Origin of the sequence: Pseudomonas ekonensis (assembly GCF_019145435.1) — a bacterium.
Taxonomy (GTDB): domain Bacteria; phylum Pseudomonadota; class Gammaproteobacteria; order Pseudomonadales; family Pseudomonadaceae; genus Aquipseudomonas; species Aquipseudomonas ekonensis.
This window is the reverse complement of sequence record NZ_JAHSTS010000003.1, coordinates 511,015-533,441: the sequence shown is the minus strand read 5'-3', so window position 1 is coordinate 533,441 and position 22,427 is coordinate 511,015. Positions and strand designations below refer to the sequence as shown.

The window sequence follows — 22,427 nt, the reverse complement described above, 5'->3', positions numbered from 1 at the left end:
TGTTGTTTTTGTTGTTCGAAGCCTGAAGTCGGGTGGTCTAGGGTCGGCGGTCCTCCTCCTCACGCAGCAGCGCCTGCAGGGTGTCGGGCCGGGCGCCGTCGAAGGCGATCACGGTGCCCTGCCCGAACACCCGGCGCGCCAGCCCGGTCAGCACCGCGCCGGGCGGCAGTTCGATCTGCAGCCGCACGCCGCGCTCGTAGGCGCCTTGCACGGTGCCGCGCCAGTCCACCACACGGCACATGTTGAAGGCCAGGTCGTCGCGCAGGGCTTCGGGCCGGAGGACCGGGCGCGCACGGCTGCCGCTCAGGTAAGCGATCTCCGGCGCGTGCACCGGTACGGCGGCGAACGCGTCGGCCAGCACTTGCGCGGGCCCCTCCAGCAGCGGGCAGTGCGACGGCACGCTCACCGCCAGCCGTTTCGCCAGGCCCGCCCCACGACGGCGCGCCAGCTCCGCCACCGTGTGCATCGCGGTGTCGCAGCCGGCGATCACCACTTGGCTGTCGGCGTTGATGTTGGCCAGGTAGACCGGGGATTCGCCGCTGTGCACCTGCGCGACCAAGGCTTCCACGACCTCCGGTTGCAGGCCGGTGATGGCGGTCATGCCGTAGCCCTGCGGATAGGCCTGCTGCATCAGTTCGCCGCGCAGGCTCACCAGGTGCAACGCATCGCCGAAGCTCAACGCCCGGGCCACCACCGCCGCCGGGTAGGCGCCGACGGACAGGCCGGCGACATAATCCACCTGCGCGCCGTCCTGCAACAGTTGCCGGGACGCCGCCACGCCGGCGATCAGCAGGCAGAGCTGAACCGCCCGCGTACTGCGCAGGGCCTGCGGCGAATCCAGCAACGTGACGTCTTCGCCCAGCGCATCGCTGGCCTCGGCCAGCGTTTGCCGAGGCAACGGCCGGAGCATGCCCGGCTGCTGCGCGCCCTGGCCGGGAAACACCAGCAGGCTGCTCACGCCGCCTGCTCCTGCGGGTTCCACGGATCGCTGACCAGGCACGCCCGCTGCGCCCCCTTGAGCAGCACCCGGGCCGAGGCCCCCGCCCACTCACGCAGGGCGACCGCACCGGACGGCGTCTGCAGCTGCAGGTCGACCCGGCAGGCCGCACGCTCGAGCAGCGCCAGCAACTGGCGCGCCTGATGACGGGGCAGCCGTTGCGGCGTGCGCAGGATCAGGTCGAGGTCGCTGCCGACGTGCATCGCGGCAAACCCGCTCGCCAGTTCGAACCCGGCGCTGCCGCTGACGCCCCAGGCCCAGCCGCCGTCGTCGAGCAGTGGCCGAAGCTGCCTGAGCGCCCGCATCGCCGGCAGGTCGCGGGGGCTGTCGAGGTGGCACAGCGCCTCCGGGCTGACCCGGCGCACAACCGCGCCGACCGCCATGAAGGCCGCCCAACGCTGCTCCCGCGCCGCACCGCGCAGGCCGACAGCGACCTGGCCGGGGTCGCCCTCTGCGCGCCGCACCACCACCGGGTGCCCGGCGCGCAGCGACTCGACCGCCCACAACGGCGCCTGCGCCGGCAGTTGCGCCGGGGTCATGCCCCAGAGCAGATCGTGGGGCAGCGGCCAGGACTGGCTCACCACTGCGCCCTCAGCAGCTCGCGCACCCGGCTCGACGCGGCGCGGTTGGCCGCACCGAGGCGCCCGCCCAGGCCTGCCGAGGACACATCGGCGATAGCCTGCTTCAGGCATTCGGTCACCCGCGCCAGATCCTCCGCCGTCGGCTGTTCGGTCTGCGCCACCGACAGGGTTTCCCACAGCAGGCCCAGGCTGGCGTAGCTGTCGATGTCGTAGGCCATCGGCGGCACGCTGGACGCCAGCGCCTCCAGCTCTTCGACGCTGCGCAAGGTCACCCGCGCCGCCGAAGCCTTGCCCATCGCGTGCACCATCACCCCCGGATCGCGCAGGGCGATCAGGCGGTTGGCCTGATAACCGTGGGCCAGGAACGCTCCGGACATGGCCTTGCCCACCAGCAGGGCGATCACCGGGTGCCCGGCCAGGCGCGCCCGGGCATAGCTGTCCGCCGCCCCGGCCAACGCCTGATGGATGCCGAGGGCCTCTTCGCGACGGCCGTAGGCCTGGCTCGGCACATCGACGATGGCGATCAAGGCCCGTTTGTGCGCCTGGTCGCGGTCGGCCACGACAGCGTCATCCACGGCCTTGGCCAGGCCCCAGCCTTCCAGCAGGCCGACCTCGCCCTGGCGGGCCCGGGGGAAACGGTTGTCCGGATCGGCCACCACCGTCAGCAGGCGGCCCAGCGCAATGTCCGCCACCCGCAGCGACGGCGGCAGCCCTGCAAACGCCGGCGCCCCGCCGCTCAATGCGTTGAACCAGTTCAGGCCCCGCAGGGATATTCCGCTCATGAACGCTCTCCTCGATACAGGTCGCGAACCACCGAAGGTTCGATCTGCGCCTCGGCGTCCAGGCTCGCCAGACGCTGCAAAAACCACTCGGCGCGCCGGCTGCGCGGTTGCGCCGGCAGGCCCTGGTGCAACAGGTCGGCGACCTGCCCGCGAATCTGCGCCACGTCATCGGCCACGTAGCGGTCCGCCAGCCCACTGGCGAAACGCTGCTCGCCGCCGGTCAGGCTCCAAATGAACGGCCGGTCCCGCGAGTCGTACTCCGCGATGCCGGCTTCCTGCTCGATCACCTGCGGCCCGTTCAGGCCCAGCCGGGCTTCCCGGGTCACCAGCAGATAGCTGCACAGGCCGGCGGCGATCGACATGCCACCGAAGCAGCCGACGCTGCCGGCCACCACGCCGACCACCGGCCGGTGCTGCTGCAGATCGACAATCGCCGCGTGGATGTCGGCGATCGCCGCCAGCCCCAGGTTGGCCTCCTGCAGACGCACGCCGCCGGTCTCCAGCAGCAGGACGGCGCGGGTCGGGATGCCGTGGCGGTTGTCCTCGGCGGCCAGCTCCAGCGCACCGGCGATCTTCGCCCCGCCGACCTCGCCGAGGCTGCCGCCCTGGAACGCGCCTTCGATGGCGGCGATGACCACCGGCAGGCCGTCGAGGCTGCCCTTGGCGATCACCACGCCGTCGTCGGCCTGGGGGACGACGCCCTGGCGCTCCAGCCACGGCGACATGACGCGCTGGAACGGGTCGAGCAGTTCGCGGAAAGTGCCGGCGTCGAGCAAGGCCTTCGCCCGTTGCCGCGCACCGAGCTCGACGAAGCTGTGCTTGTTCAGCAGCGTTGCGCTGTCAGTCATGGCCGATCTCCTCGAAGCCTTGTTCCAGACGCAGGCGCACTACACCGGGGGTGGCGCCGAAGTCGTGGATCTCGATGTTCATGGCCGGCGGCACCGTGCCGTCGAACATCCGCGCGAACAGATGCCGCCAGCGCTGCCCGCTGCCGTTGACCGAGGTCTGCACGCTGATCGACAGCGTGCCGGCCGGGCCCGGCTCGATCAGCACCTCCAGATCGCCGGAGCCGACGCAGCCCACCAATGCACGTCCGCGCGGCGGCTGACCGGCGGGGAACTCAAACGATAGGGTTTCCATCAATACGCTCCCTGAAGGATGCCGCCGTGACCGATCCGGTCGAGCAGCAAGGTGGCGGCGAGCAGATCGGCGGCGCCGCCGGGCGAGGCATTCAATGCGATGAGTTGCCGGTCCAGCGCCTGCAGATGGCGGCGGCCGGCCAGGCTGGCGCTGCCGCCGCCGTCGAGCACGGCCCGGGCCCCGCGCTGCATGGCGTGCAGGCCGGGTTCCCCGGCGCGGTACAGCACGCAGGTGTCGGCCAGGCCGGTCATGATCGCCAGCAAGGCGTCGAGCCTGGCGTTCTGCTCGCCATGGCCTGCGGCGCGGCTGCGTTCGAGCTGCGGCAGGCCGCGCCCGGTGACCGCCGGAAAGCCCAGCTGCGCTTCCTCGCGGGCACCGCGGGCGCCGTAGCGCAGGGCGACCTGGGCGCCATGGCTCAACGGACGCGGTGCATGGCGGTCCTCCAGCAGCGCCAGGCGCGCGGCGCGCAGGGCGACCGCACCGGAACCACTGGATTCAGGCGCCAGCGCTGCGGCCGTCACCAGCAGGCCCAACGCCCAGATCGCGCCGCGGTGGGTGTTGACGCCGCCGGTGGTCGCCAGCATCGCCTGTTCGCCTTCGCGGCCGATGCGGCCGACGGTTTCGCGCAACGCCAGGTCGATCGTTCCGGCCTCGGTGGCGGCTTCGGCCATTGCCTTGAACGCCGGCCACAGCGCCAGCGCCGAGGCGTGCATCAGCCCCAGGTGCAGATCGGTGTGGGCGCCGTTGCCGCGACGGTCGACCAGGGCCGGTTTCGGCGACAGGTCGGCCTCGTCGATCAGCGCATCCACCGCCAGGTCCGCCAGGCGCTCGGCCAGGCTGACGGGTTTCGCTTGCGGATTGAGTGCGTGCATCACCAGCTCCTGAACTTGGCGGGCGGGTTGTAGAGGCCGCCGGACCACTCGACCAGGTCGGCCACGCTCTTGGCCGCCAGCAGTTCGCGGGTGGCGTCCGTGCGGCGGATGCCGAGATCCTCGGGCAGGGCCACGAGGCCTTCGCGGCGCAGGCGCTCGGTGTCTTTCGGGTCATGGCGCAGGCCGATGGCGGTGACCCCGGCCACCGCCGCGATCATCGCCCGGCGCTCGTCGAGCGAACGGGCCTTGTACAGGTAGGCGATGCCTTCTTCGGTGAGCAGGTGGGTGACGTCGTCGCCGTAGATCATGACCGGCGCCAGCGGCATGCCGCTTTTCTTCGCCACGTCCACGGCGTCGAGGGTCTCGACGAAGGTCGGCTTGCCGCCCTCCTGGAACGTCTCGACCATCTGCACCACCAGTTTCTTGCCCCGCTCGAGCATCGGCTGCGCCGAATCGGTGTGGCGCATGTCCAGCCAGGCCGGGGTGCCGTGACGGCGGCCGCGGGGGTCGTGGCCCATGTTCGGCGCACCGCCGAAACCGGCCAGGCGCCCGCGGGTGACGGTGGAGGAATGGCCGTCGCCGTCGACCTGCAACGTGGCGCCGATGAACAGGTCCACCGCGTATTGCCCCGCCAGTTGGCTGAACATCCGGTTGGAGCGCAGCGAGCCGTCGCGGCCGGTGAAGAACACGTCCGGACGGGCGGCGATGTACTGCTCCATCCCCAGTTCAGTGCCGAAGCAATGCACGCTCTCGACCCAACCGCTTTCGATGGCCGGAATCAGGGTCGGGTGCGGGTTGAGCGTCCAGTTGCGGCAGATCTTGCCTTTAAGGCCCAGAGACTCGCCGTAGGTCGGCAGGATCAGCTCGATGGCGGCGGTGTTGAAGCCGATGCCGTGGTTGAGCGACTGCACGTTGTGTTTTTCGTAGATGCCGCGGATCGCCATCATCGCCATCAGCACGTGCACCGGTTTGATGTGCCGGGGGTCGCGGGTGAACAGCGGCTCGATGTAGAACGGCTTGTCCGCCACCACCACGAAATCCACCCAGGAGGCCGGAATGTCGACGCGGGGCAGTTCGCTGACGTCGTCCACCAACTGGTTGACCTGGACGATGACGATGCCGTCGCTGAACGCCGCCGGCTCGATCAGCGCCGGGGTGTCCTCGGTGCTGGGGCCGGTGTAGATGTTGCCGGCGCGGTCGGCCATGAAGCCGGCCGAGAGCACCACGTTGGGCGTCAGGTCCACCACCAGCCGTGCGTAGAGCTCGATGTAGGTGTGGATCGCGCCGATCTCCAGCAAGCCGTCTTCCAGCAGCTGGCTGATGCGCAGGCTCTGGGTGCCGGCGAAGGAGAAGTCCAGCTTGCGGGCGATGCCGCGCTCGAACAGGTCCAGGTGCTCGGAGCGGCCGACGCTGGGCATGATCATGTGCAGGTCGTGCAGCTTCGACGGGTCGGCCTTGGCCAGGGCCCGGGAGAGGAAGTCCGCCTGCTTCTGGTTGTTGCCCTCCAGCACCACCCGGTCGCCTGGCAGGATCAGCGCTTCGAGCGCCGCGACGATCCGGTCGGTCGGCAGCACCGCACCGTCGGCCAGGCCGCGCACCCGGTCGAGGCGGCGCCGCTTCTCGTCACGCCGCCGCGTCCAGCGCGGGTCGGGGGTCATTGTTGTTGTCATGCTCGCTCCACGGGGTTCGCTGTCGTGGAGCCAACCTTAGGAGCGGGCGGTGGGGAGCATCAATCAAGCAGCACGGCGAATCGTTACGGTCAGCGTAATGGTTGAGGCCGTGGGTGCCGCAAGCGTCCGGGTCAACCGGTGAGCCCGGCCTCCACCAGCAGCTTCTCCAGCCCCAGCAGATCCGGCACTTTCGCCACCTGGTCGCCCACCTGCACCGCCGCCTGTTCCAGCGCGCACAACGGCACATCCACATAGCTCAACTGGCTGTCGAGCTTGCACGAGCGCGGGATCCCCTGCACCAGCAGGGCCATGAAGCGCAGCTGCGGCAGGCCGCCCAGGGCGTTGAGGACCACGATCCGCGCCCGCTCGCCGATGACGATCCGGTTGCCGCAGGCCGACTCGAAGCTGAGCAGCGGAATCTGCCGCTCGCGCCAGGTCACCCGGCCCAGGTACCACGGTGGCGTGTCGAGGTCGAAGGCGCCGGCCTGGTAGTCGATCAGCTCGGCCACCGCCACGTTCGGCAGGATCAGGTTGCGGTCGGCCAGCGGCAGCAGCAGCCCGGTGAGCTGGCTGGTGCGCGGGTTATGACGCCGCTCATGCATGTCTCTTGCTCCATTGGGCGATGCTGTCGAGCAGCACCGACTCCTGATACGGCTTGCCGAGGTATTCGTTGACGCCGATGGCCATGGCGCGGTCGCGGTGCTTCTGCCCGGTGCGCGAGGTGATCATGATGATCGGCAGGTGCTGCAGGCGCTCGTCGCTGCGCACCCGGGTCGCCACTTCGAAGCCGTCCATGCGCGGCATTTCGATGTCCAGCAGCATGACGTCGGGCAGGTGCTCTTCCAGCAGCAGCATCGCATCGACCCCGTCCTTGGCGGTGAGCACGTTCATGCCGTGGCGCTCCAGCAGGCGGCTGGTGACCTTGCGCACGGTGACCGAGTCGTCCACCACCAGCACCAGCACCGGCCGCTGCGGTTCGCTGTCGATGTCCGGCTGCGCCGGCCGTTGCGGCAGGCGGGCCTGCATCGCGCGGATCGGCGCCAGCAGGTCGAGGATCAGCACCACCCGGCCGTCGCCGAGGATGGTCGCCCCGGACACCCCCTGCACCGCCGCGAACTGCGGGCCCAGGCTCTTGACCACGATCTCGCGGGTGCCGGCCATGGCGTCCACCTGCACCGCCACATGCCGCTCGTTGCACTGCACCAGCAGCACCGGCAGCGGCAGGCTCTGGCCCAGCAGCTTGGGCCGGGGGACGGTCTTGAGCAGTTCGCCCAGGTAGCACAGCTCGTAGCGCTGGCCGGCGTACTCGTACACCGGCGGGTCGAGCCGGAAGTGCCCTTCCAGTTCGTTCGGCGGCACCCGCACCATGCCGTCGATGGTGTTCAGCGGAATCGCGTACTGATCGTCGCCGCACTGCACCATCAGCGCCCGGTTGACCGACACCGTGAACGGCAGGCGGATGCGAAAGTGCACCCCCTGCCCCGGCACCGAATCGATGCTCATGGTGCCGCCCAACTGGCGCACCTCTTCGTGCACCACGTCCATGCCCACGCCGCGCCCGGAGATCTGGGTGATCTTCTCGGCAGTGGAGAACCCCGGCTGAAGGATGAACTGCAGCACGTCGCGGTCGCTGATCTCGGCGTCCGGCGCCAGCAGGCCGCGCTTGACCGCCTTGCGCCGCACCGCGTCCAGCGGCACCCCGGCGCCGTCGTCGCGGATGTCGAAAACGATGTCGCCGCCCTCCCGGGACAGATCGAGGGTGATTTGCCCCTGGGCCGGCTTGCCCGCCGCCAGCCGCACGTCGGCAGGTTCCAGACCGTGGTCGACGGCGTTGCGCAGCATGTGTTCCAGCGGCGCGGCCATGCGCTCCAGCACGTTGCGGTCCATCTCGCCCTCGGCGTTGCCGACGGTGAAGGCCACGTCCTTGTCCAGCTCCTCGGCCACCTGACGGACGATGCGCTTGAGGCGCGGCAGCATCCGTTCGAACGGCACCATGCGCGTGCGCATCAGCCCTTCTTGCAGTTCGGAGTTGATCCGGCCTTGCTGCTGCAGCAGGTTTTCCGCGTCACGGGTGCGCCGGTCGAGGGTCTCCTTCAGGTCCAGCAGGTCCGAGGCGGACTCGAACAGCGCCCGGGACAACTGCTGCAGCTGCGAATGGCGATCCATCTCCAGCGGGTCGAACTCTTCGTAGCCCAGCCGCTCGTTGTCCACCTGCTGACGGCTGAGGATGCGCCCCTGGGTCTCGGTGTCGAGGCGGCGCAACTGGTCGCGCATCCGTTCGATGGTGGTTTCCATCTCGTTGAGCGCCACCTGCGCATCGCTGACCTGCTGCTCGATCCGCCCGCGGACGATCGAGGTTTCGCCGGCCAGGTTGACCAGGTCGTCGAGCAGTTCGGCCGACACCTTGACCATGTCCGCGCCGCTGTCGGCGGCCGGAGCGGCGGGCTCGGCCTTCACCGGCGCGGCCGGCACCGGCGCAGTGGCCTGCGGCGCCGCCGGGTGGCTGAAGTCGCGGATCGCATTGATCAGCCGGTCCGCCGGCGGACACGGCTGCCCGGCGCGCACCGCGTCGAGCATCTGGGCCAGACGGTCGTGGCTGCGCTGCACCAGCGCGAACAGTTCGGCCCCCGGCTGCAAGGTGCCGGCGGACACGCGTTCGTAGAGGTTCTCCAGCTCATGGGCCAGGTCGCCGATGGGGCCGATTTCCACCATTCGCGCGCCGCCCTTGAGGGTGTGCAGGTCGCGCAGCAGGGTTTCGACCTCCTGGCGGTTGCCGGGGCCGGCCTGCCAACGGCTCAGGGCCGCGCCGGAGCTTTCGATGATGTCGGAACCTTCGTCGAGGAACACCTCCAGCAGCTCCGGGTCGTGCCCGGCGCCCTCCTCGTGGACGGCCGCCGGGGAGGCCTCGGGCTCGCCTTGGCGGAACCGGCGCAGCGCCTCGATCAGTTCCAGGGCCGGGCCCGGCGGCTGTCGGTCGTGCAGTTGGTCGAGCTGCAGCGCCAACCGCTCATGGCACTGGCGCAGCAGCTGCCCCAAGGCGTCGCTGTGGCTGTGACGGCGCTCCGCCAGGCCTTGGTAGACGGTTTCCAGTTCCTGGGCCAGATCACCGACCGCATCGACCTCGGCCATCCGCGCACCGCCCTTGAGGGTGTGCAGATCCCGTTGCAGCGACGGCAGCGGCGCCCCGTTGGCAGGATCCGCCAGCCAGCGGCGCAGGGCTTGCCCGGCGCTGTCGAGCAGGTCCACCGCCTCTTCCAGGAAGATCTCGACGATCTCGTCGTCCGGCCCGCTGACGGCGGCCTTGCTCAGTTCGGCGGTGGCGCTGCCCAGCTCGCGGATGCTCAGGGTACGGCTGCCGTCGCTGCGGATCAGGCCCATGGACGCCGGATCCAGGCTCTGGTCGAGCAATTCGTGCAAGGCGCGGATGCGCTGGGGTTGCGGGGTGATTTCCTGGCCGGCGGCCAGTTCGTCGAGCATGTTGATCAGTGCTTCGTGGGCCAGTTGCGCCTGCTCGAAGAACCCCTCGCTGACCGCCAGGCTGCTTTCCTCGACGGCGCCGTAGAGGTCGAGCAAGGCTTCGCACAGTACGTCCACCGGCAACAGGTCGGCCAGGTGCGCGGCCTCGCCCAGGGTGGTCAGCTCATCCAGCAGCGCGCTCAGTTCCTGGCGTTCGCCGGGGTGCTGCTGCCAGCGCTGCAGGAGGTTTTCGGCGTCGAGCAGGATGTCCATGCCCTGGGCCAGGAAGTCGTTGATCAGTTGCGGATCGCGCTTGACCCGCAGCCCGCCGCTGGGCCCGTCGAGGATCGACGCCAGCCGTTCGGCCAGCAAGGTCTCGGTGCGCTTGATCAGCGATTGCGCACCGACGATCGGCGCCAGCGGATCGCTGCCCAACTGGCGCAGGCCGATGCGCAGCAGCCCTTCGGCCTCCAGCAGCAGCTCCACTTCGTCCAGGTCCAGCGCCATCTGGTGGGCCTTGAACTCCCGGGCCAGGTGATCGAGCGGCGCCGCCAGTTCGGCGATCGGCAAGACGCCGGCCATCGACGCGCTGCCCTTGAGGGTGTGCAGCGCGCGCTGCAATTCGTCGCTGGCCGGCAGCGGCACATGCTCGGCCGCCTGGTCGAGGAAGCGGTTGAGGCTGGCCAGATGGGTTTCGGCCTCGTTGCGGAAGATCTCCAGCAGCAGCGGATCCGTCGCGGCGGTGTCCTTCACGCCCGGGGCGGCCGGCGGCGCATCACCCCTGGCCAGGGCATGGGCCCGGGCCGCGAGCCGGTCGACATCGCTGCGCTGGCGCTGGGCGTTGGCGGCGAATTCGGCGATCAGCTCCGGCAGCAGTTGCAGGCAGTCCGTCAGCACCTGGCCCACCGCAGGCGCGGGCTCGACGCTGTGCTCCAGCACGCGGTTGAGCAGGTTCTCCACGGCCCAGGCCAGTTCGCCGAGGATCAGCGCCCGCACCATGCGGCCACTGCCCTTGAGGGTGTGGAAAGCCCGGCGCAGTTCGCTCAGGGCCGCGCGGTCGCCGGGATCGGCCGACCAGCGCGGCAGGTACTCGCCCAGCACATCGAGCACCTCGCCGGTCTCCTCGAGGAACACCTCGCGCAGTTCGTCGTCCACCGGCGCTTCATCGGCGGGCGGCGGCAGCAGGCTTTCGGGGGTGGTCTGCGCCGGCGGGTTGACCGCCGACACCGGGCTGGCCAGCACCTCGGCCAGCGACTGGACGATCCCGGGATCCTCCAGGGCCTGGCGGTCCTGCAGCGCCTGCGCGTCAACGGGGCTGACCACGTCGGCCAGCACCGGCACATAGGGTTCGTCAGGGAAATAGCCGAGCTTGGCGAGGCTCTTCTGCGCCACGTCCAGCAAGGGTTCGGTGGCGGCCTGCGGGTCGTCGCCCAGGCGTTCGAGGCAGTATTCCAGGCTGGCGATGGCATCAGCCAGGCTGTCGAGCTGTTGCCAGCCGGGCTCGTGCGGGTCGAGCAGCAGGCGTTCGCGGATGAACCCGTTGCAGGCCTCCACCAGGCTCGCCGCCCGGCTGAGCGGGATCATCGCCAGTGCGCCGCGCACCTGGGTCAACAGCTCCGGCAGCGGCTGCAGCGGCTGGCGGTCCCAGTCGGCCTCGATGTAGTCGACGATCATGTCCTTGGCCTGCTGCAGGCAGATGCGCGCTTCCTTGATCACGATCTGGTGGATCTGCGTCAGGTCCGTGGTGGGCAGGCGGCTGTCGTCCGGATCCTGCGGCTCGACCGTGCCGACCATGCCGGCCAGGGTCGCCTCGACGTACAGCAGGGCGCCGGCGACGTCCATCAGCGTGGCGTCGTTCGGCGCGCGCTGGCCCTGGGCCAGGCCGAGCACCACCGCCAACTGGTCGATGATCACCTTGCGCGGCTGGCCGAAGCCGAGCACCGCCAGGGTGTCGGCGATCTGCCGCAGCGGCGCCAGCAGGCTGTCCAGGTCCGCGACGTGCTGGCGGTCGCTGCGCACGAACAGGTCGAGGCGCTCCTTGACCCGCACCAGCTCTTCGCACAGCGCCACCAGCACCGAGCGCATGGCATCGCGGTCGGGGCCGGCCAGGCGCGCGCGTTCTTCATCGACCATCGCGCTGTCGGGCAGCGCGTCGTCCAGGGAGTAGCGGTCTTTCATGGTCAGCATCTGCCCGGTGGGATGTTCGGCTTTGGCGATGTAGAACAGCAGGCTCTTGAGCAGCTCCGGCGGGGGCGGCCGGTTCAGGGCCGGCATGCCTTGGTCGAGCAGGCGCTTGAGCTGCTTGTCGGCGTCCTTGAACAGGCTGCGCAGGGCCGGGCTGTTGGCGATCCGCCCTTCGCGCATGCCCTCGACCAGCGCCGAGGCGACCTGCCACAACGGGCTGAGCGGCGCGGCGCCGCTCAGCGCCTCAAGACGCAGGAAGACCTTGGCCAGGTAACCCAGGTGCGTCTGGTCGTCCTGTTCGCGCAGCAGGCCGACCAGGGCCATCTGCAGCGTCTGGCGCAGTTTGCGCAGCACGTTGGGCAAGTCCGGCGGCTCGAGCGCTTTGAGGGTCTCGGCGTCCAGCGGCGGGCTGTCGGGCAACTGCGGGCTGAACAGGCTGGTCTCCGACAGCAGGCTTTCGCCCCGGGCGCTGCGCAGGTCGTTGAGCAACGGCAGCACCACCAGCGGCAAGTCGCGCCGGGCGCCTTGCACGCGGTCGAGGTAGAGCGGCAACTGGCCGATGGCTTGCAGCAGCAGGTGCAGGGCTTCTTCGCGGTGGCTGACGCGGCCCTCGCGCAGGGCTTCGACCAGTTGCTCCATCTCTTCGGCCAGCAGCGCCGCACCGTAGAACTCGATCATTTGAAGGCTGCCGTGCACCTGATGGATGCAGGCCAGGCACTCGTCCAGCCCGGGGACGGACGACGGTTCGTCGAGCACCGCCTCGACGGCCTGGTGCGCCAGCCTCAGGGTTTCGGCGATCTCGCCCTTGACCCATTCCAGGGCCACATAGTCGTGCCGGTCGCCCATGACCGCTCCGTCCGCCAGCCTCACGCTTTGTCCGTTGCCGGCGCCGGCGTCGCCGGCAAGGTGAAGCCGGACACCGAACGGCGCAGCTGGCTGGCCATTTTCGCCAGGTTGCCGATGCTGTCGGCGGTGGCGGTGGAGCCGGACGAGGTCTGCGAGGTGATCTGCTTGATCACGTTCATCGTCAGGGAGATCTGCCCGGCCGACGAAGTCTGCTGCTGCGCCGCGTTGGAAATGCTCTGGATCAGCGCGGCGAGGGTCTTGGACACGCCTTCGATCTCTTCCAGGGCCACCCCGGCGTCCTGCGCCAGGCGTGCGCCGCGCACCACTTCGGTGGTGGTCTGCTCCATGGAGATGACCGCTTCGTTGGTGTCGGCCTGGATCGCCCGCACCAGCGTCTCGATCTGCCGGGTGGCGGCGGAGGAACGCTCGGCCAGGCGCTGCACCTCATCGGCGACCACCGCGAAGCCGCGCCCGGCGTCACCGGCCATCGAGGCCTGGATCGCAGCGTTGAGCGCGAGGATGTTGGTCTGGTCGGCGATGTCGTCGATCAGGCTGACGATGTCGCCGATTTCCTGGGACGACTCGCCCAGGCGCTTGATCCGCTTGGCGGTGTCCTGGATCTGCTCGCGGATGTTGTCCATGCCGTGGATGGTGTTGTGCACCACCTCGTTGCCCTTGTTGGCGATGTCCACCGAACGCTCGGCCACCGCCGACGACTCGGCGGCGTTGGCCGACACCTGGTCGATGGACTGGGCCATGTCGCTGATCGCGTTGGAGGCTTCGGCGATCTGCTGGGCCTGATGTTCCGAGGCCTGGGCCAGGTGGATCGCGGTGGCCTGGGTCTCCTGCACCGCGGCGGCGACCTGGCCGGCGGTGAGGTTGATGGTCGCCACCAGGTCGCGCAACTGGTCGACGGAATAGTTGATGGAGTCGGCGATGGTGCCGGTGAAGTCCTCGGTCACCGAGGCGGTCACTGTGAGGTCGCCGTCGGCCAGGTCTTCGATCTCGTCGAGCAGGCGCATGATCGCGTTCTGGTTGCGTTCGTTCTTCTCGGCGGTCTCGCGCAACTGGCGGTTTGTCTCGCGCACCATGACCATGCCGATCAGGATGATCGAGGCCAGCGCCAGCAGGCCCAGCACATAGCCGCCGATGGTGTCGGTGCTGCGCCCGCCGGCCAGGTTCTCGAAGCGGCTGGCCAGGTGCGAGGCTTCGTCGAGCAGGGTCTGCGACAGGCTGAAGATGTTGGTGGCCGACTCGCGCACCTTGAACAGCTCCGGCGAGGTTTCGAGGATCTCGTCCACCGAGCCGGAAACGAACTGGAACAGCTCGGCGATCTCGCCCAGCCGCGCCCGGGCGTCGCGGTCCTCGACCTGGCTGATCTTCAGCGAAGGGTTGCCCTGGAGCATGCCGTTGAGCACCTGGCCGAACCGGGTGGCGTCGCGGCCGAAGGCATCGGCGGCCTGCTGCGAGTTCTCGTCGCCGGACAGCACGGTGTTGACCGCCCCCAGGATCCGCTCCGCCAGCAGCGACTGGCGCTGGGCCATCGCGACCTGCCCCGCCGGGGCGCCGCGCTGGAGCAGGATATCCACGACCTTTTCGTACTCGATCTGCAGTTGCGGCACGGTTTCGGCCAGGGTCGCCGCCACCTGGTGCAGGGACAGCACGGTCTGTTCGCTGGAAAGGATGGCGTCGGTGTTCTTCAGCAGGCGCTCCCAGTCCAGCTGCACGGCGCGCATCTCCGGGCGCACGGTAGACGGCGCGGGCGGCAGGCCGGTGGCGGCGTCGCCCTTCTTCAGGTAGCCCCAGCGCTGGGCGAAGTCGTTGCGCGCATCGCTCAGCAGCTTGAACGCGGCGGCCTTGCCGGCGGCGGCTTCGGTGGCGTTCTTGGCGATGCGCTGGGACAGCACCCGCAGCTCCCCGGCGTGGCCGATGTACTGCTTGTCGTAGTTGGCCTGGGTGTTGAGGTACGCGAAGTTGGCGAACAGCAGCATGATGAACACGATCAGCGCGATGAACAGCACGATGATCTGCGAGCGGCTGCGCGAGCCTTCTGCGGGCATGCCTGGTTTTGCTTTTGTCATCGGTCCTCGCCTGTCTGAAGCCCACCGAAGCCCCTGTGGGAGCGAGCCTGCTCGCGATTGATCGGTAACGCGGTGTGCCCGGCACACCGCGGCGGCTGAATCGCGAGCAGGCTCGCTCCTACATGGATTCTCTGTTGTTGCGGCTATATTGCGATGTTCATGAAACCCGGGGACTGCGCCAGGGCAAACAGGCTGAACACCCGCCAGTCCTGTTCGCGCCGGAAGTGCCCCTTGAGAAACCCGGCCTTGGCGCCCTGCCGCTCGCTGATCGGCAGCGGCTCGAAGCTGTCCTGCTCGAAATGCTGCAGCCCGAAGACCTCATCGACCAGCAGCCCGGCGAACACCTCCCGGTGCTCCACCACCAGCACCCGCCGCTGCTTGCGCAACGGCGACAGCTCGTGGCCGAAGAAACCGCACAGGTCCATGACCGGCAACAGCCGCCCGCGCAGGTTGGCGACGCCCTTGACCCACGGCTTGACCCCCGGCAACTGGGTGAAGCGCGGTTCGGGAAGCACTTCGCCGATCTCGCCCATGGGCGTCACGTACCAGTGCTCGCCCAGGCGGAAGCCGATGCCGCTCCACAGGTCCCGGCTGGGCGGCGGCGACGGCAACTGCGCCGCCAGCGACCGGCAGCGCTGATCCATCTGCCACAGCAGCTCGAACGCGGTCAGCGACCCGCTCATGGCTGCGCGCTCAACCGGCCAGCACGTTGTTCAGGGTCTTGATCAGGGTGTCTTCCTCGACCGGCTTGGTCAGGTAGTCCTTCGCGCCCTGGCGGGTGCCCCAGACCTTGTCGGTCTCCTGGTCCTTGGTGGTGATGATGATCACCGGGATATGGCTGGTCTCGGCATCCTTGGTCAACTGGCGGGTGGCCTGGAAGCCGTTGAGCCCGGGCATGACGATGTCCATCAGCACCGCGTCAGGCTTCTCCTGACGGGCCAGGGCCACGCCGTCGGCGCCGTTTTCGGCCTTGAGCACCTCATGGCCGTGCTTTTCCAGCATGCCGGTCAGTTTGTACATTTCGGTCGGCGAATCATCGACGATCAGGATACGAGCCATGGTCTTCCCCATTTTTCTTGTCGACGCCCGGCCCGCTGGCCGCGCGTCCTTGTACGTGTCTCACTGCAGCACTGCGGCAAAGCCCGGCACATGGGCCGCTATCGCGTCGAGCAGCTCTTCCTTGCTGAACGGCTTGGTCAGGAATTGGTCGGAGCCGACGATCCGCCCCTTGGCCTTGTCGAACAGCCCGTCGCGGGACGACAGCATGATCACCGGCGTCGCCTTGAACGCGCTGTTGTTCTTGATTAAAGCGCAGGTCTGATAACCATCCAGACGCGGCATCATGATGTCCACGAAAACGATGTCCGGATGGTTGTCGACGATCTTGGCCAATGCCTCGAAACCGTCGACCGCCGTGATGACGTCGCACCCTGCGTTTTTCAGCAAGGTCTCGGCGGTGCGGCGAATCGTTTTCGAGTCGTCGATCACCATGACCTTCAAGGCGCTGGACTGCTGTTCCATAAGGGGGCTCTACCGTCGCCTTTGCGAATCAATATGTCCGTTTTGCGATGACTGCCGGCTGCAAACCCTTGCCGTTCAAGGGCCAGCCCGGTATGGCAGCCTTTTTAGCACAGTCTCCCCATGCAATCTATCGACGGGTTTTCCCTTGACCGCAAACCCGCCCGGCGCCACTCTGACGCCACTTTTTGCGTACCGTTCCGGTAGCCCATTTTCGAGGAAAACCCCATGAGCGTTCGCGTCGGGATTGTGATGGACCCCATCGCCAGCATCTCCTATAAAAAGGATAGCTCGCTGGCCATGCTGCTGGCCGCGCAGAAACGCGGCTGGGAACTGTTCTACATGGAGCAGCGCGACCTGTACCAGGCCGAAGGCCAGGCCCGGGCGCGGATGAAGCCCCTGAAGGTGTTCGCCGACCCGCAGAAGTGGTTCGAGCTGGGCCAGGAGCAGGATTCGCTCCTCAGCGACCTGAACGTGATCCTGATGCGCAAGGATCCGCCGTTCGACATGGAGTTCGTCTACTCCACCTACCTGCTCGAGCAGGCCGAAAGCGCCGGCGTGCTGGTGGTCAACAAGCCGCAGAGCCTGCGCGACTGCAACGAGAAGCTGTTCGCCACGCTGTTCCCGCAGTGCACGCCGCCGACCGTGGTCAGCCGCCGCGCCGACGTGCTGCGCGAGTTCGCCGCCCGGCATGGCGACGTGATCCTCAAGCCGCTGGACGGCATGGGCGGCACGTCGATCTTCCGCCACCGCGCGGGCGACCCGAACCTGTCGGTGATCCTGGAGACCCTGACCGCCCTCGGCACCCAGCAGATCATGGGCCAGGCGTACCTTCCGGCCATCAAGGACGGCGACAAGCGCATCCTGATGATTGACGGCGAGCCGGTGGACTACTGCCTGGCGCGGATCCCGGCCCAGGGCGAGACCCGCGGCAACCTGGCGGCCGGCGGCCGGGGCGAAGCCCGCCCGTTGACCGACAAGGACCGCTGGATCGCCGCCCAGGTCGGCCCGACCCTGCGCGCCAAGGGCCTGCTGTTCGTCGGCCTGGACGTGATCGGCGAGCACCTGACCGAGATCAACGTCACCAGCCCGACCTGCATCCGCGAAATCGACAACGCCTTCGGCACCGACATCGGCGGGCTGCTGATGGAGGTGATCGAAGGTAAGCTGCAAGCGGTAAGCGGTAAGCGGTGAGCTGCAAGCGGTAAGCCGCAAGCGCCAAGCGCCAAGCGGTAGCGGTAAGCCGCAAGCACCAAGCGGTAGCGGCAAGCGGCAAGCGGCAAGCCATGCAGCTTGTCGCTTGAAGCTAGTAGCTTGCAGCTAAAAACCAACATTGCGTTATGATGCCGAGCCCGTAAAAACGCGATGTTGGTTTTTTTCGAATGACACTTCCGTCCGATCTGCCCGTAGAACTCGCCCACACCGGCGTGCGTCCGGTCGATCGCCTCGGATTTACCCTGTTCCTGGCGGCGCTGATCCATTTGGCGCTGCTGCTGGGCGTGGGCTTCACCATGGTCGAGCCCAAGCAGATCAGCAAGACCCTGGAAATCACCCTCGCCACCTTCAAGAGCGAGAAGAAGCCCGCCAAGGCGGATTTCCTCGCCCAGGAAAACCAGGAAGGCAGCGGTACGCTGGACAAGAAGGCGATTCCCAAGACCACCGAGGTCGCGCCGTTCCAGGACAACCAGGTCAAGAAGATCACCCCGCCGCCCGCCGCCAAGGCCGAGGTGAAGGAAGCCGCGCCCAAGGCCGCCGTGACCACGGTCGCGCCGAAACCGCAGAAGGCGCCGACCAAAAAGGAAGAGACCAGGACCGAGACCCGGCCGGCGGTCGACGCGCCGACGTTCGACAGCTCGCAGCTGTCCAGCGACATCGCCAGCCTGGAGGCGGAACTGGCCCACGAACAGCAGCTGTACGCCAAGCGCCCGCGGATCCACCGCCTGAGCGCCGCCTCGACCATGCGCGACAAGGGCGCCTGGTACAAGGACGAATGGCGCAAGAAGGTCGAGCGCATCGGCAACCTCAACTACCCCGACGAAGCACGGCGCCAGCAGATCTACGGCAACCTGCGGCTGATGGTGTCGATCAACCGCGACGGCTCGCTGTATGAGGTGATGGTGCTGGAGTCCTCCGGCCAGCCGCTGCTGGACCAGGCCGCCCAGCGCATCGTCCGCCTGGCCGCGCCGTTTGCGCCGTTCACCGGCGACCTGTCGGACATCGACCGGCTGGAAATCATCCGCACCTGGAAATTCGCCCGGGGCGACCGCCTGTCCAGCAACTGACCGTGGGCTTCACGGCCGCTGCGCAGCCGGGCGCAAGCAAGCGTCATCGCCACCGGGGATATGCATCCCCGGCTTGTCAGTTCGCCCCTTGACCGCCACACTAGCGCACATGAAAAACGTCAGCCCCAGCTACCTCAAGCATCACTTCCTGATCGCCATGCCGCACATGGCCGACCCCAACTTTGCCCACACCTTGACCTACATCGTCGAGCACACGGCCAATGGCGCCATGGGGCTGGTGGTGAACCGACCGCAGGAGCTGAACCTGGCCGACATCCTGGAGCAGTTGCGTCCGGACATCGAGCCGCCGGCGCGCTGCCAGCACGTGCCGATCTACATCGGCGGCCCGGTGCAGACCGACCGCGGCTTCGTCCTGCACCCGGCGGGCCAGACCTTCCAGGCCACGGTCGAGCTGGACGGCCACCTGGCGCTGTCCACCTCCCAGGACGTGCTGTTCGCCATCGCCGACGGCGTCGGCCCGCAACAGAGCCTGATCACCCTGGGCTACGCCGGCTGGGAAGCGGGGCAGCTTGAGGCCGAACTGGCCGACAACGCCTGGCTGACCTGCCCGTACGACGCCGACGTCCTGTTCAACACCCGCAGCGACCTGCGCCTGGAAGCCGCCGCCAAGCACCTGGGCATCAACCTGAGCCTGTTGACCAGCCAGGCGGGGCACGCCTGATGGCTTTGCGCCTTATCCTCGGCTTCGACTACGGCACCCGCTCGATCGGCGTGGCGGTCGGCCAGGTCATCACCGGCCAGGCCCGCGAGCTGTGCACCCTGAGGGCGCAGAACGGGGTGCCCGACTGGAACCAGGTCGAGGCCCTGATCAAGGAATGGAAACCCGACGCCGTGGTGGTCGGCCTGCCGCTGAACATGGACGGCACGCCCAGCGAGATGTGCGAGCGCGCCGAGAAGTTCGGCCGCCGCCTCAACGGCCGCTACAACCTGCCCTTCTATACCCACGACGAACGCCTGACCACCTTCGAGGCCAAGGGCGAGCGCATGGCCCGCGGCGGTCAGAAGGGCAGCTACCGCGACAACCCGGTGGACGCCATCGCCGCCGCCCTGCTGCTGCAGGGCTGGCTCGACGAAAACACCGCATTGTTTGAATCCTGACAAGCGCTTCGGCGCTTTTCTTTTGGCTACGACCCGGGCCGCCGTCCACACGCGCCGGCCCGCCCCCGAGAAGGAGCAACCATGAGCCTGCCCAATCCCGCCGATCTGATCAGCCAGATGGCGACCCGCCTCAAGGCGCACCTGGACGCGCGCGGCATCGGCGAGCCGCGTTTCATCGGCATCCGCACCGGCGGCGTCTGGGTCGCCCAGGCCCTGCTCAAGGAACTGGGCAGCGATGCGCCGCTCGGCACCCTGGACGTCTCCTTCTACCGCGACGACTTCAGCCAGAACGGCCTGCACCCGCAGGTGCGCCCCTCGGCCCTGCCCTTCGAGATCGAAGGCCAGCACCTGGTGCTGATCGACGACGTGCTGATGAGCGGGCGCACCATCCGCGCCGCCATGAACGAACTGTTCGACTACGGCCGCCCGGCCAGCGTGACCCTGGTCTGCCTGCTGGACCTGGACGCCGGCGAGCTGCCGATCCGCCCGAACGTGGTCGGCGCCACGCTGAAGCTGGCCGCCCACGAGCGGGTCAAGCTGTCCGGCCCCGAGCTGAACCTCGAACTGCAAGACCTTGCCTTTTAATCCGCCCTATTGAGAGTCCCCTTCGCGATGACGCCTCTAGACACCAAGCGCCCGCTGCAGCTCAATGACCAGGGCCAGCTGCGCCACTTCCTCTCGCTCGACGGCCTGCGCCGCGAGCTGCTGACGGAAATCCTCGACACCGCCGACTCGTTCCTCGAAGTCGGCGCCCGGGCGGTGAAGAAAGTCCCGCTGCTGCGCGGCAAGACCGTGTGCAACGTGTTCTTCGAAAACTCCACCCGCACCCGCACCACCTTCGAACTGGCGGCCCAGCGGCTGTCGGCGGACGTGATCACCCTGAACGTGTCGACCTCGTCGGCCAGCAAGGGCGAAACCCTGCTCGACACCCTGCGCAACCTGGAGGCCATGGCCGCCGACATGTTCGTCGTGCGCCACGGCGACTCCGGCGCCGCGCACTTCATCGCCGAGCACGTCTGCCCGCAGGTGGCGATCATCAACGGCGGCGACGGCCGCCACGCCCACCCGACCCAGGGCATGCTCGACATGCTGACCATCCGCCGGCACAAGGGCAGCTTCGAGAACCTCTCGGTGGCCATCGTCGGCGACATCCTGCACTCGCGGGTGGCGCGCTCGAACATGCTCGCCCTCAAGACCCTCGGCTGCCGGGACATCCGCGTGATCGCGCCCAAGACCCTGCTGCCGATCGGCATCGAGCAGTACGGCGTGAAGGTCTACACCGACATGGCCCAAGGCCTGAAGGACGTCGACGTGGTGATCATGCTGCGCCTGCAGCGCGAGCGCATGACCGGCGGCCTACTGCCGAGCGAGGGCGAGTTCTACCGCCTGTTCGGCCTGACCACCGCGCGCCTGGCCGGGGCCAAGCCCGACTGCATCGTCATGCACCCCGGACCGATCAACCGCGGGGTGGAGATCGAGTCGGCGGTGGCCGACGGCCCGCACTCGGTCATCCTCAACCAAGTCACCTACGGCATCGCGATCCGCATGGCCGTGCTGTCCATGGCCATGAGCGGACAGACCGCCCAGCGCCAATTCGAGCAGGAGAACGCCCAGTGAAGCTCAGCATTCTCGGCGCACGCGTCATCGACCCGGCCAGCGGCCTGGACCGCGTCACCGACATTCACGTCGAAGCCTGCAAGATCGTCGCCCTCGGCGCCGCGCCGGCGGGGTTCGCCGCCGTGGAAACCATCGACGCCCAAGGCCTGGTGGCCGCTCCGGGGCTGGTGGACCTCAACGTCGCCCTGCGCGAGCCGGGCTACAGCCGCAAAGGCACCATCGCCAGCGAAACCCGCGCGGCGGCGGCCGGCGGCGTGACCAGCCTGTGCTGCCCGCCGAAGACCAGACCGGTGCTCGACACCTCCGCCGTGGCCGAACTGATCCTCGACCGCGCCCGCGAGGCCGGCAACACCAAGGTGTTCCCCATCGGCGCCCTGAGCAAAGGCCTGGACGGCGAACAACTGGCCGAACTGGCGGCCCTGCGCGACGCCGGCTGCGTGGCGTTCGGCAACGGCCTCAAGAGCTTCGGCAACACCCGCACCCTGTGCCGGGCGCTGGACTACGCCGCGACCTTCGACCTGACGGTGATCTTCAACTCCCAGGACCACGACCTGGCCGACGGCGGCCTGGCCCACGAAGGCGCCACCGCCAGTTTCCTCGGCCTGCCGGGCATCCCGGAGACCGCCGAGACCGTGGCCCTGGCCCGGGACCTGCTGCTGGTGGAGCAGACCGGCGTGCGCGCGCACTTCAGCCAGCTCACCAGCGCCCGGGGCGTGGCGCTGATCGCCCAGGCCCAGGCCCGCGGCCTGAAGGTCACGGCGGATGTGGCGCTGTATCAGCTGATCCTCACCGACGAGGCGCTGATCGACTTCAGCAGCCTCTATCACGTCCAGCCGCCGCTGCGCACCCGCGCCGACCGCGACGGCCTGCGCGAAGCGGTGAAGTCCGGCGTGGTCACGGCGATCTCCAGCCATCACCAGCCCCACGAGCGCGACGCCAAACTGGCGCCGTTCGGCGCCACCGAACCGGGCATCAGCAGCGTCGAGCTGTTGCTGCCGCTGGCGATGACGTTGGTGGAGGACGGTCTGCTGGACCTGCCGACCCTGCTGGCGCGCCTGAGCGCCGGCCCTGCCGAGGCCCTGCGCCTGCCGGCGGGCAAACTTGAGGTGGGCGGCGCGGCGGACATCGTGCTGTTCGATCCGAAGGCGTCGACCGTGGCCGGCGAGGCCTGGCTGTCGAAGGGCGAGAACTGCCCGTTCATCGGCCACAGCCTGCCGGGCGTGGTGCGCTACACCCTGGTGGACGGCCGGGTCAGCCACCAGGCGTAACCCGGCGGCGAGGG

20 protein-coding genes are annotated in these 22,427 nt (G+C 68.6%); 7 read left to right on the top strand and 13 right to left on the bottom strand.

The window, feature by feature from the left end; all coding sequences use genetic code 11:
• Positions 1-37: 37 nt before the first annotated feature.
• The 13 genes from mdcH to pilG form a co-directional block, all read right to left on the bottom strand.
• Entirely contained in the window at positions 38-958 is a 921-nt protein-coding gene (mdcH, locus tag KVG96_RS26440; RefSeq protein WP_217894641.1) for a malonate decarboxylase subunit epsilon, read from the bottom strand.
• Positions 955-1,578, bottom strand: a complete 624-nt coding sequence (locus KVG96_RS26435; RefSeq protein ID WP_437180530.1) for a malonate decarboxylase holo-ACP synthase — start codon at positions 1,576-1,578, stop codon at positions 955-957. Before KVG96_RS26435 ends, mdcH begins: the two co-directional genes overlap by 4 nt.
• Positions 1,575-2,360, bottom strand: a complete 786-nt coding sequence (mdcE, locus tag KVG96_RS26430) for a biotin-independent malonate decarboxylase subunit gamma (RefSeq protein ID WP_217894639.1) — start codon at positions 2,358-2,360, stop codon at positions 1,575-1,577. Before mdcE ends, KVG96_RS26435 begins: the two co-directional genes overlap by 4 nt.
• Positions 2,357-3,208 carry a biotin-independent malonate decarboxylase subunit beta gene (locus tag KVG96_RS26425; protein ID WP_217894638.1) on the bottom strand — a complete coding sequence of 284 codons (852 nt, stop codon included), beginning with the start codon at positions 3,206-3,208 and terminating at the stop codon, positions 2,357-2,359. Before KVG96_RS26425 ends, mdcE begins: the two co-directional genes overlap by 4 nt.
• Complete coding sequence (locus tag KVG96_RS26420) at positions 3,201-3,500, bottom strand: malonate decarboxylase subunit delta (RefSeq protein ID WP_217894637.1); 300 nt, start codon at positions 3,498-3,500, stop codon at positions 3,201-3,203. The genes KVG96_RS26425 and KVG96_RS26420 overlap by 8 nt, the downstream gene beginning before the upstream one ends.
• Positions 3,500-4,372 (bottom strand): triphosphoribosyl-dephospho-CoA synthase, encoded by an 873-nt coding sequence (locus KVG96_RS26415; RefSeq protein WP_217894636.1) that lies wholly within the window; start codon positions 4,370-4,372, stop codon positions 3,500-3,502. The genes KVG96_RS26420 and KVG96_RS26415 overlap by 1 nt, the downstream gene beginning before the upstream one ends.
• Positions 4,372-6,042 (bottom strand): malonate decarboxylase subunit alpha, encoded by a 1,671-nt coding sequence (gene mdcA / locus KVG96_RS26410; protein WP_217894635.1) that lies wholly within the window; start codon positions 6,040-6,042, stop codon positions 4,372-4,374. Before mdcA ends, KVG96_RS26415 begins: the two co-directional genes overlap by 1 nt.
• A 131-nt stretch (positions 6,043-6,173) precedes the next feature.
• Complete coding sequence (locus tag KVG96_RS26405; RefSeq protein WP_217894634.1) at positions 6,174-6,644, bottom strand: chemotaxis protein CheW; 471 nt, start codon at positions 6,642-6,644, stop codon at positions 6,174-6,176.
• On the bottom strand, positions 6,637-12,528 hold the full coding sequence (locus KVG96_RS26400; protein ID WP_217894633.1) for a hybrid sensor histidine kinase/response regulator: 5,892 nt from the start codon (positions 12,526-12,528) through the stop codon (positions 6,637-6,639). The genes KVG96_RS26405 and KVG96_RS26400 overlap by 8 nt, the downstream gene beginning before the upstream one ends.
• Positions 12,529-12,548: 20 nt before the next feature.
• Positions 12,549-14,609, bottom strand: coding sequence for a methyl-accepting chemotaxis protein (locus KVG96_RS26395; protein ID WP_217894632.1), 2,061 nt, complete (start codon positions 14,607-14,609; stop codon positions 12,549-12,551).
• Positions 14,610-14,752: 143 nt separating this feature from the next.
• Complete coding sequence (locus KVG96_RS26390) at positions 14,753-15,292, bottom strand: chemotaxis protein CheW (protein WP_217894631.1); 540 nt, start codon at positions 15,290-15,292, stop codon at positions 14,753-14,755.
• 10 nt (positions 15,293-15,302) lie between these two features.
• A complete protein-coding gene (gene pilH / locus KVG96_RS26385) occupies positions 15,303-15,668 on the bottom strand; it encodes a twitching motility response regulator PilH (RefSeq protein ID WP_003229091.1) in 366 nt (121 codons plus the stop codon).
• A 60-nt stretch (positions 15,669-15,728) separates the two neighbouring features.
• Positions 15,729-16,130: a twitching motility response regulator PilG gene (gene pilG, locus KVG96_RS26380; RefSeq protein WP_085580825.1), complete on the bottom strand. Its 402-nt coding sequence runs from the start codon at positions 16,128-16,130 to the stop codon at positions 15,729-15,731.
• A gap of 225 nt (positions 16,131-16,355) precedes the next feature.
• On the opposite strand from pilG, the gene gshB reads away from it, so the two are divergent.
• The 7 genes from gshB (at position 16,356) to KVG96_RS26345 (ending at position 22,413) form a co-directional block, all read left to right on the top strand.
• The gene (gene gshB, locus KVG96_RS26375; RefSeq protein WP_217894630.1) at positions 16,356-17,321 is read left to right on the top strand and encodes a glutathione synthase; all 966 of its coding nucleotides are present in this window, start codon (positions 16,356-16,358) and stop codon (positions 17,319-17,321) included.
• Positions 17,322-17,509: 188 nt separating this feature from the next.
• Entirely contained in the window at positions 17,510-18,409 is a 900-nt protein-coding gene (locus KVG96_RS26370) for an energy transducer TonB (RefSeq protein WP_217894629.1), read from the top strand.
• Positions 18,410-18,518: 109 nt separating this feature from the next.
• Positions 18,519-19,091, top strand: coding sequence for a YqgE/AlgH family protein (locus KVG96_RS26365; RefSeq protein ID WP_217894628.1), 573 nt, complete (start codon positions 18,519-18,521; stop codon positions 19,089-19,091).
• Positions 19,091-19,528, top strand: a complete 438-nt coding sequence (gene ruvX / locus KVG96_RS26360; protein WP_085580833.1) for a Holliday junction resolvase RuvX — start codon at positions 19,091-19,093, stop codon at positions 19,526-19,528. The genes KVG96_RS26365 and ruvX overlap by 1 nt, the downstream gene beginning before the upstream one ends.
• Positions 19,529-19,609: 81 nt before the next feature.
• Positions 19,610-20,113 carry a bifunctional pyr operon transcriptional regulator/uracil phosphoribosyltransferase PyrR gene (pyrR, locus tag KVG96_RS26355; protein WP_085580835.1) on the top strand — a complete coding sequence of 168 codons (504 nt, stop codon included), beginning with the start codon at positions 19,610-19,612 and terminating at the stop codon, positions 20,111-20,113.
• Between the two features lie 27 nt (positions 20,114-20,140).
• Entirely contained in the window at positions 20,141-21,145 is a 1,005-nt protein-coding gene (locus KVG96_RS26350; protein WP_085580837.1) for an aspartate carbamoyltransferase catalytic subunit, read from the top strand.
• Entirely contained in the window at positions 21,142-22,413 is a 1,272-nt protein-coding gene (locus KVG96_RS26345; RefSeq protein ID WP_217894627.1) for a dihydroorotase, read from the top strand. Before KVG96_RS26350 ends, KVG96_RS26345 begins: the two co-directional genes overlap by 4 nt.
• Positions 22,414-22,427 lie beyond the last annotated feature (14 nt).